The 14,643-nt window shown below is 32.3% G+C and carries 15 protein-coding genes and 2 pseudogenes; 16 read left to right on the top strand and 1 reads right to left on the bottom strand.

Annotation, left to right across the window (positions count from 1 at the left end; translation table 11 throughout):
• Positions 1–101 precede the first annotated feature (101 nt).
• The 16 genes and pseudogenes from EAG11_RS09595 (at position 102) to EAG11_RS09525 (ending at position 14,326) form a co-directional block, all read left to right on the top strand.
• The gene (locus tag EAG11_RS09595; protein ID WP_129538994.1) at positions 102–710 is read left to right on the top strand and encodes a hypothetical protein; all 609 of its coding nucleotides are present in this window, start codon (positions 102–104) and stop codon (positions 708–710) included.
• 112 nt (positions 711–822) lie between these two features.
• Positions 823–2,589 (top strand): type VI secretion system Vgr family protein, encoded by a 1,767-nt coding sequence (locus EAG11_RS09590; protein WP_129538993.1) that lies wholly within the window; start codon positions 823–825, stop codon positions 2,587–2,589.
• A 2-nt stretch (positions 2,590–2,591) separates the two neighbouring features.
• Entirely contained in the window at positions 2,592–3,920 is a 1,329-nt protein-coding gene (locus tag EAG11_RS09585; protein ID WP_129538992.1) for a hypothetical protein, read from the top strand.
• A gap of 255 nt (positions 3,921–4,175) precedes the next feature.
• Positions 4,176–4,502, top strand: a complete 327-nt coding sequence (locus EAG11_RS09580; protein ID WP_129538991.1) for an immunity 17 family protein — start codon at positions 4,176–4,178, stop codon at positions 4,500–4,502.
• A gap of 5 nt (positions 4,503–4,507) precedes the next feature.
• Complete coding sequence (locus EAG11_RS09575) at positions 4,508–8,971, top strand: DUF6531 domain-containing protein (protein WP_129538990.1); 4,464 nt, start codon at positions 4,508–4,510, stop codon at positions 8,969–8,971.
• Between the two features lie 13 nt (positions 8,972–8,984).
• Positions 8,985–9,434: a hypothetical protein gene (locus EAG11_RS09570; protein WP_129538989.1), complete on the top strand. Its 450-nt coding sequence runs from the start codon at positions 8,985–8,987 to the stop codon at positions 9,432–9,434.
• Between the two features lie 221 nt (positions 9,435–9,655).
• Positions 9,656–9,742 (top strand): annotated as a pseudogene (locus EAG11_RS22270) (RHS repeat-associated core domain-containing protein); the annotation flags it as partial.
• A gap of 105 nt (positions 9,743–9,847) precedes the next feature.
• A complete protein-coding gene (locus EAG11_RS09560) occupies positions 9,848–10,126 on the top strand; it encodes an HNH endonuclease signature motif containing protein (RefSeq protein ID WP_129538988.1) in 279 nt (92 codons plus the stop codon).
• A gap of 14 nt (positions 10,127–10,140) precedes the next feature.
• Positions 10,141–10,743 (top strand): hypothetical protein, encoded by a 603-nt coding sequence (locus EAG11_RS09555; RefSeq protein ID WP_129538987.1) that lies wholly within the window; start codon positions 10,141–10,143, stop codon positions 10,741–10,743.
• A gap of 384 nt (positions 10,744–11,127) precedes the next feature.
• Positions 11,128–11,484 (top strand): hypothetical protein, encoded by a 357-nt coding sequence (locus EAG11_RS09550; protein WP_242499327.1) that lies wholly within the window; start codon positions 11,128–11,130, stop codon positions 11,482–11,484.
• Between the two features lie 10 nt (positions 11,485–11,494).
• Positions 11,495–11,839: a hypothetical protein gene (locus tag EAG11_RS09545; RefSeq protein WP_129538986.1), complete on the top strand. Its 345-nt coding sequence runs from the start codon at positions 11,495–11,497 to the stop codon at positions 11,837–11,839.
• 162 nt (positions 11,840–12,001) lie between these two features.
• Positions 12,002–12,109: pseudogene (locus EAG11_RS22815) on the top strand (RHS repeat-associated core domain-containing protein); the annotation flags it as partial.
• Positions 12,110–12,277: 168 nt separating this feature from the next.
• Positions 12,278–12,520, top strand: coding sequence for a hypothetical protein (locus tag EAG11_RS22810; RefSeq protein WP_371414634.1), 243 nt, complete (start codon positions 12,278–12,280; stop codon positions 12,518–12,520).
• Positions 12,521–12,535: 15 nt separating this feature from the next.
• Positions 12,536–12,988: a hypothetical protein gene (locus EAG11_RS09535; protein WP_129538985.1), complete on the top strand. Its 453-nt coding sequence runs from the start codon at positions 12,536–12,538 to the stop codon at positions 12,986–12,988.
• Between the two features lie 251 nt (positions 12,989–13,239).
• Positions 13,240–13,737, top strand: coding sequence for an RHS repeat-associated core domain-containing protein (locus tag EAG11_RS09530; RefSeq protein WP_207209652.1), 498 nt, complete (start codon positions 13,240–13,242; stop codon positions 13,735–13,737).
• 1 nt (position 13,738) lies between these two features.
• Positions 13,739–14,326, top strand: coding sequence for a hypothetical protein (locus tag EAG11_RS09525; protein ID WP_129538984.1), 588 nt, complete (start codon positions 13,739–13,741; stop codon positions 14,324–14,326).
• Between the two features lie 99 nt (positions 14,327–14,425).
• Here the strand turns inward: EAG11_RS09525 and EAG11_RS21690 are convergent, their stop codons facing one another.
• Positions 14,426–14,587, bottom strand: coding sequence for a hypothetical protein (locus tag EAG11_RS21690; protein ID WP_164998688.1), 162 nt, complete (start codon positions 14,585–14,587; stop codon positions 14,426–14,428).
• Between the last annotated feature and the right edge of the window lie 56 nt (positions 14,588–14,643).

Genomic DNA, 14,643 nt, shown 5'->3' with positions numbered 1-14,643 from the left:
TTTATGAAACCATCAACAATTATATTCGGAATAGATTCTAAAAAAGATTATTAATTAACTTGATAATCTTCATAGACAACAATTAAAAACTCTTAATAATAATGAAAAATACAATTTTGATAATTAGCTTTTTAATGTTTTTAAGTTGCAAAGAAAAAGATAATAAATCTTCGCTTGTAAAAATTAAGAATATTAATGGAATCGTCGAAACAATAATTGATCAAGATAGTTTAAAATTTTCCAGAAATAAATTAAGTCCTATCTCTCTTTTTTGTGAAGATCTAATAAAAATAAATATTCATATTCCAGAAAGTACTGATAAACAAAATATTCCGTCTATTCCATTTAATAATGTCTCCATAAATGATTTATTAAATTCCAAAATAGAAAGAGATTTTTTTTTCTCAAAATCTGATTCTTCTTATTTAGTCTCACAAAATCTAGGGCAGAAAGAATTTAAAATAGAGCAAAAAATAATAGATAAAATAAATTCGACAACATTCGAGAAGGAAAAAGTAAAACAAGAAAATAGAACAAAATATGATTTTTATCAAATGACAATACCTGTTTTTTCAAATGATATGACTAAAGCTTACGTTGAGCTTAATCACTTTTGCGGAGGGCTTTGCGGAGACGGAAAAGCATTCTTTTTGTCTAAAATTAATGGAAAGTGGAGAATTATAAATAAGCACCGAACTTGGGTTAGTTAAAAACGCTTTGCATAATATTTATTTGGATATTTAAAATTGAAGTAACAGATATTGAGAAAATCATCTTTAAAGATGAGAGGTACTATACCAGTAATTATTAAACTATAAAAACATGACACGACCAGCAATAATATTTGGAATAGACGGTAAAAAAATAAGTCATTTTACCAGCATTGAATTGGTACAGGTAATAAATGGCCATCATCAATTTGAAATTCATGTCCCACACGCGGCAGTAGAGAGTCCTTTGGCATACACGCTGGAAAATGCGCAAGGCTGGTTAGGTAAAGTGGTACATATAATGCTTGAGGAGAAAAATAATTTTTTAGGGGTTGTTACCAATGTCGATTTTGATCAGGAAATGGGGCATTCAGGTAACCAGATAATTGTGTCTGGATATTCTAAAACGATATTGTTAGAATCAGGAGAAAAGTTATATTCCTGGGAAGAACTACCCTTAAAAGATATTGTAAAAGAAGTAGTTAAGAATGGTTCTGGGGAGCAATTACAGAACGAAATAAATCCTGAGTATACCAGTAAAATGGACTATCAGAATCAGTATCTCGAAACTGATTTTCAGTTCATCCAGCGATTAGCAAAACAATATAATGAATGGTTGTATTATGACGGAGAGAAATTAGTTTTTGGCAAGCCTAAAAGTTTTGATGATCCTATATCGTTAATGTATAATAGAGATATTTCAAAATTAAAAATATCTGTACAGGCTGTACCTAATAAATTTAGTGCTTTTACTTACAACGAAAGCACAGATAAGCGTTATACGGCTAAATCTAAAGATACAGTAGGTGGTTTACCCAAATTAGGAAACGAAGCATTTGCAAGCTCAAAAGATCTTTTTGCAACACCTGCTTTTACGCACGGTGTTGTAAGTACAGGTGATGATTTAATTCTGGAATCTTTCTTAAAAAAGAAGCAAGAAAGTGCTGCTGCCAATACCAATTACGTTAATGCAAGTACTAAAAATTCAAAATTAAAAATAGGAAGTATTGTCAATATACAATCGAGTGTTTTAGAAAACTCGAGCATGATTACACAAGAAGTAGGTTCTTATATTATTACCGAAATTACGCATTATGCTACACATTTAGGAGAGTATGGGAATGATTTTAGAGCGATACCTTCAAAAATACTAAGCTTGCCAGAACCGGATATTGCTTATCCAATTGCACAAACACAGCAAGCGATTGTAGAGAGTAATACCGACCCGAAAAATAAAGGAAGAATTAGGGTGCAAATGCTTTGGCAACAAGGTACTTCGATGAAAACAGCCTGGCTTCGTGTCATGACCCCTGATGCAGGTGGACCAAATAATAGAGGAATTGTATTTATCCCTGAGGTAGGAGATTCTGTAATGTTAGGGTTTAGACATAACGACCCCAACAGACCTTTTGTATTAGGAAGTGTATTTAACCATGTTATCGGAGCTGGTGGTGGTAGCGGTAATAACACTAAAACTATTAGAACTAAAAGTGGTAGCACCATAGCTTTTCAGGAAGATAAAAAAAGTATTACTATAACAGATGGAGCAGGAAATTCTGTGGCATTAGATGGAGCAGGAAATATTTCGGTTGCATCTTCGGCTTCAATAACGCTAACTACAGGTAGTAGTAGTTTAACATTAAAAGAAGATGGAACTATTGATTTATCGGGTAATAAAGTAACGATTAATGGTGCGGAGACACTGGATCATAATAGTCCAAAAGTAACTGTAACTGGTTCGGAAGAAGTTGTAGTGACCTCTCCGATAAAAGTAGATATAAATTCGGCTGCAGAAGTTTCTGTTACAGGAACTGCATTAGCAACTTTATCTTCATCGGCAACCACATCTGTAGAGGGAACAATTATTAGATTAAATTAAATATGGCAACTAGTAATTCGGTACAAAATGCTATGGATAGTTTAGTAAGTAAATGGCAAAATGCTTATATCTCAAAAGATGTAAAAATGGTATGCATTACTTATACCCCAAAAGAGGAATCTATGATGGAAGCTTTTTTGGATTATATCTTAGCATTAGACAACCAAGTAGAAAATTTTGTTTGGGTTTTTGAATCTGTTTTTGAAAATGAAGAATCTTTTGCTCTCGATATTGCTAAAGAAATGCAGGAACTAGTGCAGAATTGGAACACTATGAACAAACCTGTAGAATATGCTACTTCAGAAATAAATTGGGAACCACTTTTAGAGCACACTAATTCTAAAAACCCAATGCAACTTTTGGTAGATAATTTAAATAGTTTCGCTAAGAATCTTTTTCCTAAAAGGGACATAGAAGTGTGTTATGTTTTCAAAAATTATGGTATTTCAAAATCTGAGGCTTATCAGTGGACAAAATTATCACTAGCCTTTCCTTTCGAAAAAAATGTTTCGTGGACAGTAGTACAATCAACAGAAAATTTGGTATATCAAAAAGTAGTAGATCATTTTCCTAAAGAAGTAAAAGAAATTAAAACTGACATTAATGTTAATGCAGTTGTAGAACAATTAGTTGCACAAGCAGACCCTACCAAGCCAGAAAATGTATATCGTAGCGAATTGGTAAAATTAATGCATGCTGTTGAAGATCGGAATCAGGATAAGGTAAGTATTCAAGCAAAAAAATGTTTAGATATTGTTCTTCGAGAATTAAAAAATGATACAAACTGGATTTCTCAAATTGTTACCGTTTATGTAATCTTATATAATGATCAAATTGGTTATAAAAACTACGATGAAGCAATTTATTTTGCAGACAAAGCAGTAGAAGCCTCTATAATTGCTCAAAAAGAAACGGAGCCTTCAATCGGTAATAGATTGGCAGGTCAAACTCATATAGGCAGAGGTAGTATTTATGTTTTAAAGAACGATTGGAGAAAAGCTAATGCTGATTACATAAGTGCAAAAGAAGCATACAAACAATGTGATGATTATTTAATGCAAATAGAAGCCTGTCGTCTTTGTGGATGGTCAGGTAATAAATTTGATGTAGAAAAAAACGTACTGCCTTTTTATATCGAGGGCTTTAATTTACATACAGAATTAACCCCTCAATTATTATCAAATTCAACTTTTCCGTTGCTGTTAAAAGATGTAATTTATAATTCAAATTTCGAAAACAAAGTAAGTAAACAAAAGCTAGACGAAGTATTAATTCCTCTTTTTGGTGAAAATTATAAATTTGAAATTGATCGATATGGAACAGGTAAATAACCTATACGAAGTTATTGCTAACTTAAATTGGAAAAGAATTTTTTCTTTTATAGTAATTGGAATTCTAATTTTTGGTTCGGTATATCAAAGAAATTGGAACCTTAGTAGCAAAGACAAAATTACATTGCCTAACAAACAAAAAGTATCTAGAAGGGGTATAAATACATTTTTAGTATTTATTTTTTGCCTAATTAGTTTAATAATTTCATTAACACTATTCTAAAAAACAAACAAAACCTACAAACAAAACCTATTATGAAAGAGCAATCAGAAAGCATTACAAACCAATTTAGCCAATTTTTAACTCAAAATCCACATTATGGTTATTTGTTAGCCGCAGTGGGGTTTACTATATTTTTTCTGGGATATTTGTTCAGATGGAGTTGGATTATTAATCCTGAGGGGAGCACGCGATCTGTGTTTTTATATGAAGTATTTGGAAAAGAAACCATGCGTAAATTAATGATAGTTGTTATGGGTGTAGTGGTTTTTCTTTGCGTTGGAGCTTTTTTTCTTTCTAATTCAAAACAAAAAGATAGCTTAAAAAACACTTCTGATAAAGAGGTTACTCAACAAAAATAAACGGCATGGAAAAAGAATCTAAATATGCAGATAAAAGCTATCATGAAAAAGTGAGCCAACAGCTTGCTATTACCACAGCTAAGAAAACGCAAGGGATTTCGGCCAATGTAACTACTGCTCAAAAGACATATAATAATAAAAGCCTAAGTACTTCTACCAAAGTTACGGCCTTGGCACTTAATGCTGTGGATACCGGAATACAAGCCTTTGGAGCTGTAACAAGTATGGTAGATGGAGTATTAGGAGCGGCATTGATGCCTATGTTAGAAGGTATCGGGATGAAAGGAATGGCATCGCTACCAATCTCCAAACAGCTTGATCCAGTATTGGGTATAGATATTCATATGGTAACTATACCGCCTTCTCCGGCTCCTATACCAATGCCACATCCGTACATAGGAATGCTTTTTCGCCCAAAAGATTTCTTAGCGGCCGCAATTGCATCTATAATTCCACCGCCACCTGCGCCACCGCCAATGTCTGAAACCCCCACAGATGGAGAACAAACAGAGGCCAATAAAGTACAAGCATTAACCGTAGCACATACCGCAGCCACAATGATTGTGGGTATGATTGGTGCTACTGTAAAAATTGGAGGTTTTATACCGCGTGCGGTAGCGAGTACACCTACAAAAAATATTCCTCATTTTCCGATGGGAGCAGGATTTCATCCTGTTTATTCTAGATTGTGTAGTAAAAATAACGGACATGCTCTTCTAGGTAGTTTGCTAGCTCTTGCAGATGGTGATCCTATTGGTGGTGGTGGTGCCCATTTGCATAATAGTTGTCAAGATATTGGTATTTTTTCTCCCCATACTTTTCGTCCTACAAAAAATAAGGACGATTCAATTAAGATAGGGTTAAAACTATTTTTGCCTACGAGTGTAATAATCCCCATACCCACATCAGGATTAATTATTACGAATCCTGTTCCTGCACCTTTTAACCCAATTACAATGCTCAAAAAAATGCTAAGAGCAACATTGGGGAAGTTTGTAGGGGGTAAAATGCACAAATTAGTCAACAAAAAAATTGGTTCGGGTAAGCTACAAAATATGCTGCACAAAGGAATTTGTACAGTTACAGGTCACCCTGTAGATGTAGCCACAGGTAACTTTTTTACGGATGAAGAAGATTTTTTCTTGCCTGGTCCCATACCTTTATCATGGGAACGTACCTATTATAGCAAATCAGATTATCAAGGCCCGCTAGGGAATGGATGGCACCATGCTTATGATATGGCAATGCATGTAGACGATGATACCAATACTGTTACCGTAAGGCTTACCGATGGTAGACCCATTGCTTTTGAAAAACCTAGCCTAAAAAAACCAACGTTTAATAAAGCAGAGCAACTCGAACTTTTTGTAGACGATACCAATCGCCTGTACCTTTGGGATATAAAAGAAAATTTATATTATTATTTTACTCCCAACTCTTACAACGACTTGCATCTTCTGCAAACTGTAGCCAATGCCAATGGATTTGCTCTTTTTTTTGGGTATGATACTAATGGTTTTTTGATCAAAATAACCGATGCAGCTCATCGAGAACTTACAGTTATTAACGATAACCAAGGCAGAATACTAACCATTACGGCACCGCATCCAACGGCATATAACCAGTTTTTTGCAATTGCCACCTATGAGTATGATGCAATAGGGAACCTTGTAAAACAGACCAATGCTGAGAACGATAGTATGTTCTTTGAATATAAAGACAGGCTAATGACCAAAGAAATTTGGCGTAATGGTCTTAATTGGTATTTTGAGTATGATGGTACAGCACCTGGAGCGCGCTGTGTACACACTTGGGGAGATGGAGATATTTACAACCACAAATTATTTTTTGAAGAAGGCAAAACGATTGTAACCGATAGCCGAGGGCATGACATTGAGTACTACCATAAAAACGGACTCGTATACAAACGTATTGATCCTAATGGAGCTATAAATCAGTGGCTTTACGACAAAGACAATCAACTACTTTCTGAAACTGACCCGCTAGAAAATGCCTATTTATTTGGCTATGACAATCGTGGTAACCAGATACAAACCACCAACCCAATGGGGGGGACTGAAACGACAGACTATAGCTTTTTGCATAAGAACCTACCAAGTTTATTAGAAACGTCATTGGGTGGAAAATGGAAATGGAAATACGACTCTAATGGGAACACTATAGAAGTTACCAACCCCAATAATGCCAAAACCAAAATAGAATACCAAAACGGTTTACCTAATACTATTATAGATTATTTGGGTAATAAAACACTTTTGGAGTATGACAAAAATTATAACTTAATACAAATAACAGAACCTACAGGTGCTATAACCTTATATAGTTATGATTCTCTAGGAAGAAATATTACTACACAAAACGCAAAAGACGCTAAACAAAAACTGTTTTATGACCTACTAGGTAGAGTAACCCAAGTAGATGATTTTGATGGGAATGAGATAAAATTACAATACGATGGTATAGACAACCTGTTGCAATACAATGATGCTCAGACTGAGGTAAGCTACACTTACAAAGGGATGTGGAAAATGACAGGTAGGTATCAAAACCAAAAAAAGACTCTCTTTTTTTACAATAAAGAAGAACAGTTGATACGAATAGAAAACGACCACCAGCCCTACACTTTTAAGCGTGACAGCGTAGGTAATGTAGTCGAAGAAAGTCCGTTTGACAATGTAGTGCGTCTGTATAAACATGACCTTGCGGGTAATGTTCTGCAAAAAGAAATAGAAAACCACGAAAGTACTCTAGCTCAAAATGCCAAAACGAATTATGAGTATAACAGATTAGGCAACATACAAAAAATTACCTACACAGATGGCATAGAACACCTGTTTGACTATAATCCAGCAGGCTTACTCATCAGTGCTATAAACCCAGCTAGTGAGGTAACCTTTGCCTACGACACCTTAGGTAATATTACCCAAGAAACACAAAATGGTACCATTATAACCAATACGTATAATGCAGTAGGACAACGTACCAATTTGAAAAGTAATCTAGGAGCTAACCTGGATCTGGAGTATAATGAGTTGGGGCAGTTAAGCAAAATGAAAACCCAAGAAGACTGGCAAAGCACTTTTGGTTATGACCAAATGGGACTAGAAATACAACGTTTACTACCAGGTAACATACAACAAACTACCAACCGAGATGCGCTAGGACGACCAACGGAACAACTTGTAGGACATGCCAGTAAACGTGTTAAAAGCCGAAAATACCAATGGGGAATAAACAACCAATTAAGACAAATAATAGACTCTACCACAGGTGTAACTAATTTTGCATATAACAAAAACGGGCACTTAACAGAAGCAAAATATGCCGATGGAAGTATCCAAAACAGATATCCGGACGGCAAAGGAAACCTATACGAAACACCCGAAAAAAAGGATAGAACGTATACCCGAGATGGGAAATTAGAAAAAAAAGGCAGTTGGCATTACAAATATGACCATCTTGGTAACTTAATAGAAAAATATAAAAAAACAGGAAGTATTTTTTCTTTTAAAGAAGAGCATTGGTTTTATGAATGGAATGCCACAGGAATGCTTAAAAGGGTACAACGCCCCGATGGTGACTATGTAAACTTTGCATACGACGCCTTGGGCAGAAGAATATACAAACATTATAAAAAAACATTTACTAACTTTGCTTGGGATGGTAATGTGCCTTTGCACGAATGGAAAACATTTACGACTAAAGACGTACTCTCAGACAATATTATAACATGGGTATTTGAAGAAGACAGTTTTTCTCCAATAGCCAAAATAAAGAATGATAAACAGTATAGTATAATAAATGATCATTTAGGTACGCCAATAGAAGCGTATGCTGATGATGGAAAACTTATTTGGGAGCGTTCTTTAAACAGTAACGGTAAAGTTCTAAAAGAAACTGGCTTTGAAAACTTTTGCCAATTTTTGTATCAGGGACAAAGTTATGATAGTGAAATAGAACTTGCCTATAATCGTTTTAGGTACTATGACCCTGAGGAAGGACGCTACATAAGTCAGGATCCGATAGGCCTTTTAAGCGGGGAGTTTGGGTTTTATAATTATGTTCATGATACGAATGCGTGGATTGATGAATTAGGACTTGCAAGTAATGCTTATAAAGCCGCATGGACTAAAGCAAGGAAAAAATACTGGTCAGACGAATTAGAAGCAATTCCTGGTAGGTTTTCTGAAAGAAATAAACAACGAATTAGAGAAGGCAATTCTCCACAGATTAAAGTTATTGTAGAGGATAAATTAGGAAACAGAAGTACTAAATATGTGTCTATGGAACTTGAACATACTCATTTAAAACAAAGAGGAGGCTCATTAAAAGCTCATGAATCTTGGAATTTGACAGAAGCAAATCCTTGGGGACATGCTTCAATGGATAAATATCGACATGTTGGGACAAAATTGATAAAAATTTTAGAAGGCCTAAATCCTAAATAAAAATATTTAAATTATGATAGAAAATAAGATTTATATAAAAGTAATATTTGAAATAGCAGAGAAATCAAATAAAAAAATTGATACAAATAATTATATGTCTTCAATACAGTATGCAAAGGAAGCTATCAAGAAGGCAGATCAAAGCGAAGAAAAACTGTTGGACTTTTTAGTTAAAAATATTGATGAAGTAATTTCTTTTTCTGTGAAAAAATTAACAACTTTAAATAGTACAGATGAAAAAGATGAAGATGATGATTGGATTTCAGATGATGGTGATGAAGATGAAGTTGTAGAAGAATTAGGACTTTCAATGACATTCTTGATATATTATTTAATCGAATTAATTCTTATAAAAAAAGGGGATGATTCATTAGAGAAATATTTAAAAAAAATGCGTATTCCTAATGCTAAAAAATGTGCAAAAGAGTTAGAGGATATTTACAAATCTATATATGAAAAGTAATCCTGATGTTTCTCTCTCTCTTGCGCAAGTTTCTAGCTTGTGCACGCAAAGTAATTTAAAACGACAAAACCCGCTATTTTTAGCGGGTTTTATGGTTTTATATAAAAGTCAATTTTTATTGTGTTAACTGCTTGTTTTTTTTTATTTGAAAGAAAAATAAGCTATTTTTGAAGTTAAACAAAAGTAAGTTCTAATAATTTAGTTAAAGTTATGACAGTGAAATAGGACTTGCCTATAATCGTTTTAGGTACTATGATCCAGAGGAAGGGCGGTACATAAGTCAGGATCCAATTGGACTATTAAGTGAAGTTTATAATTTTTATGCTTATGTAGAAGATAGTAATAATGAATTAGATTTATATGGACTAGCTAGAAGTAAGTATGCTACTCGAAGCAAAGCTAGTCTAAAGCAGATGAGAAAAAACTTTAATAGTAGAGGACGAAAAAAATTCTTAAAAAGATTAGGAAAGGATGAAAAATCTTTAAGAGACAGAGGATTTTCGGAAACACAGATAAAAGAAATAAAGTTAGGTAATGTACCTAAAGATTATGAAGTACATCATAAAAAGCCATTGTTTAGAGGAGGAGATAATAATTTTAATAATTTAGATTTAATGGAAAAAGCAGATCACAAAAAGTACTTCAAGGAACTTCATTATTATGAAGGTGATGTATCTCCTTATTATTTATAAAATTAATTTAGATTATGAAATATATAATTGAATGTAATAAATGTAACAGTTTTTTTGAAATTTTTGAAGAAGGAATATTAAGAATAGAAGTTGCTAAAAAAAACAAATGGAGTTCTATATTATTTGTTTGTCCTCACTGTAATCAGCAAACTTCTTGGAATAGGCTTACAGAAATACACAATAATAGTAATTTATTGACTCAAAGTAAGGATGGTATGGAAGTTGAAATTGATAAAGATTTATTACCAAAGGATTATTATACTTTTAGAATAAACACAAAAAAAAATACTATTTGTATTTCTAAAAAAAGGAATGATTTTAATCTTTACTCTTTAGAAGAGTTATTTAAAGAAGTTTTTATTGATAAAAATAAATTTGTAACTATTTTTCAATTACAGGGATATTTAAAATCCATGTTGGAAGTTGGTGTGGAATTTAAGGAAAAAGAAATATCCTTATTAGAAAATGCATTATCAATTGGTGAAGAAAATGGAGATATTTTATTTATTGATAAAAGAGAAGAAAATAGTAATTTATACATTTTCTATCCCGATGGAGGTGATATTGATAAATTGAAATTAACTTTAAATGATATTGTTAGTGGTAAACAACAATAGCGCGGAAATTGTTTCCGCGCCCGCAAGAGAATCGACAAATAATTAAAACAACAAAACCCTGAGCAATCGGGGTTTTGTTGTTTTATATAAAAGTCAATTTTTATTGTGCTAACTGTTGTGTTTTCTTTTTTATTTGAAAGAAAAATAAGCTACTTTTGAAGTTGTACAAAAGTAAGTTCTAGTAATTTATTTAAAGTTATGATAGTGAAATAGGGCCTTGCCTATAATCGTTTTAGGTACTATGATCCTGAGGAAGGACGGTACATCAGTCAGGATCCGATAGGACTTTTAAGTGGTGAGTTTGGGTTTTATAATTATGTTGATGATTGTAACAATGAATTAGATGTCTTTGGTTTAACAAAAACTTATGGGAAAGGTTTTGTTATGACTTCAAAAAAGAAAACCAATAAGAGAGAAGGTGGTAGACGAGAAGATACATTTAAAAGAATTTTGCAGAGTATTCATGGAGAAAATAATGTCTTAAGCGAAAGAATGCTTTTGGATGGTAATGGGAATAAAGTTACTAGTGGAGGAACTGGACGAAGAGTAGACTTTATAGTCACTGATAATAATGGAAAAGCAATAAAATCTTATGAGGTAACAAGTAAGACAGCTAATAAAGTGCCCCAAATGACAAAAGAAAATATTATTAGAAATAATGGAGGAACTAATATTAAGGATGCCAATGGTAATCTTGTCGATGTGTCAAAAGTAAGAACAGATATAATTAGATTAAAATAAAAAATAGAATATGGAAGCAAAATTTATGTTAAGATACTCAGATGTAGAAAAAAGTTACTCAAAACAAAAAGACAAGGATAATTTATTCTTGATTTTTAAAAATTTGTACAAATTTGCTTTCTTAAATAGATTGTTAAAAGAAAATTTAGTTGATGAATTAGGTAATTTTGATAAAGACAAATTATTAAATGAAAGTGATTTAACTGAAGTAGGCTTGAAAATTTTTGAAAAATTAATGTACAAATGGCTAACTTATACAAGTAATGATGACGGAAAAGTTGACAGAATAAATAATATTAAAATGCTAGAGAAATATTATGATAAATTATTGAAAGACTACGAGAGTAAAAAATAATTCAACTTATCTTAGCTACTATAAATATTAGTAGTATACATAATTAGAGTATAACAAAAAAACTGAACTGCCCCCAAAAAGTTAGACACTATCTGGGGGCATTTTTATGGAAAGAAAAATAAGCTACTTTTGAAATTGTATAATACCAAGTTCTGGTAATTTATTGAAAGTTATGACAGTGAAATAGAACTTGCTTATAATCGTTTTAGGTATTATGATCCTGAGGAAGGGCGGTACATATCTCAAGATCCATTAGGATTATTATCTGGTGAATTTGGATTTTATAACTATGTTGAAGATACGAATGCATGGATAGATGTTTTTGGTCTTGCTAAAACCTATGCCCAAAAGAAAGCTTGGAAAGATGCAAGAGAAGCTTATTGGAAAAAGGAAGCTAAAAAGAATAAAAAAAATTATTCTGACCATAACTTAGACCGTATGAAAAGTGGAAAAGCACCTCAAATGGAAGTTATTGTACGTAATAGAAAGACGGGTGATTTTGAAACTAAAAAAGCATCTATGGAATTACATCACAAAAAGGCACAACACAAAGGAGGGTCTAACAAGTCTTCTAATTTACAAAAAGTTAATCCTTGGGAACATGAGGCTGTAGATGAATATAGACATACTGGAAGTGATTTGATAGATGTAGTACAAGATGTAGGAAGTTTTGGTGGATAATTATAAAATAAATATATGGAAGAAATAGATAAATTAATTAAATCTACAGAATATCAAAATGTAATTTTAAAAGTCTCAAAGAATAAAAAAATATTAGATAATTATTATGATTCTTTGTTGAAAATAGCCAAAAGAAATTTGGAGATATCGGATGTGAAATTAGAATATTTAGAAGAATTACTTAAAAATGATGAAAAATCTTTAATTTATTCATTTGTGAAAATGGGATTAATTATCGACAATCAAGAAGAAGAGTTTTCTAAAGGAGAAGAGCCTTCAAACGATGAAAAGATGGTAACAATAAATAATTTAGGAAAATCAATTACATTTTTAATTGATGATTTGATAGAATATTATTTACTCAAAAATAGTCAAAAAGAACTAGAAAATTATTTGAAGGCAATCCGTATTCCAAATGCAAAAAAATATGCGCAAGAGTTGAAAGAAGTTTATGATTCGATAAAATAACACTGCTCTGCGAAGAGTTCTTACCCGATTGCTCGGATATGCGTAACGATAGTGCGGAAATTGTTTCCGTGCTAGCAAAGAGAATCGACAAATAATCAAAACACAAAACCCTGAGAAATCGGGGTTTTGTTGTTTTATAAAAGTCAATTTTTATTGTGCTAATTGTTGTGTTTTCTTTTTTATTTGAAAGAAAAATAAGCTACTTTTGAAATTACACAGTAGCAAGCTCCTTGATAGACAGTAGGTAATTTATTGAAAGTATAGCAGAGACAGGGCTTGCCTATAATCGTTTTAGGTACTACGATCTTGAGGAAGGGCGGTACATAAGTCAGGATCCGATTGGCTTGGCTTCTGGAGAGTTCGGGTTTTATAACTATGTTCATAATACCAATGCGTGGATAGATGTTTTTGGATTATCTGCTTATGCACCGACCCATCACATAGCTACTAATAAAGATAAAGCATGGAAAGATCAATTTAGAGCTCTCTTTAAAAAACATGGATTTGGTAAATTTAAAAATGGTAGAGAGCGAAAAGATGTTCTAAATGACCCTCGTAATAAAGTAGATGTTGTAGGTCATAAAGGACCGCATAATGAAACAGATTTTCATAAAAACATTTTAAGAGATTTGACCGAAGCAGGTGAAAATGGAGGAGATGCTGGTTTTGAAGCTAAACTTGCTGAAATGAAAACTGACTGTACCACAGTAGGTAGTGAAATGAATAAAATTATCACTAAAACTTATTAATATGAATTACTACCAACTAAGAATTAATGAAGAAAATAAAGTATGGAAAAAGTATTTTACTTTTAATCAATATTTTTATTACAAAAAAGAAGAAGTAAAATTTCATTTGATACATAATTTAGAGAATGTAGTAAATAATCTAAAAATTCAAGCTCTAAACAGCCAAGGGATTGTGCTGGATCAGAATGAATTTACAAAATCTACAGCTCCCAACTTTAATAGAACGCAAAGCATTATGCTTATTAAAGATTCCATCTTTAAAAAAGAATTATTTGAGGATATAAAAGGTTTAGAGTTTATAACAATACAAATAGAGGGTAAGTTTCAAAACAATTACAAATTAATGAATTTCACCAATGTCATAGATTGTGTTGATCATGTTAATTCCATTAGAAAACAGTTTACTTTTTTTAGTAAATTAATTTTATTAAAATCTAAAATCCCAAAAGAAATTGATGGATTTTTTTTATCGGGTTGGGATCTTTATGGTGAGTTTGAAATTATCGTTAATGATAAATTGAGAAACCAATTGCTAAAGTTAGAAAAGGTAAAAGATTTTTTAATTTTTGATGAAATACAGGTAATCTAAATGTAGTATTGTAAATAATCCCTTATTGTCGCAAGCTTCTAGCTTTTACACGTAAAGAGAATAAATACAAACCCCGCTAATTTAGCGGGTTTTGTTGTTTTATAAAGCGAGTTGTTGAATTTTCTTTTTTGTAATAAAGGCATCTAAGAAAGTTTTAACAAGATGTTTTTCTTCGGGGTTTAGTTTTTCTACTTCTTGAAATTGTCTGATTAATTCTTTATCAGTTAATTGTAATTCTACCTGCTCAGAACCGCCATTCATTAAAAAATCGGTGCTTGTGCCTAATATAGAAGCCAGTTTTTGTAGTATATCAGATG

The organism is Flavobacterium sp. 140616W15 (assembly GCF_003668995.1).
Lineage (GTDB): Bacteria > Bacteroidota > Bacteroidia > Flavobacteriales > Flavobacteriaceae > Flavobacterium.
Note: the sequence above shows the minus strand (reverse complement) of the source record. Positions and strands in the feature narration are given on the sequence as shown.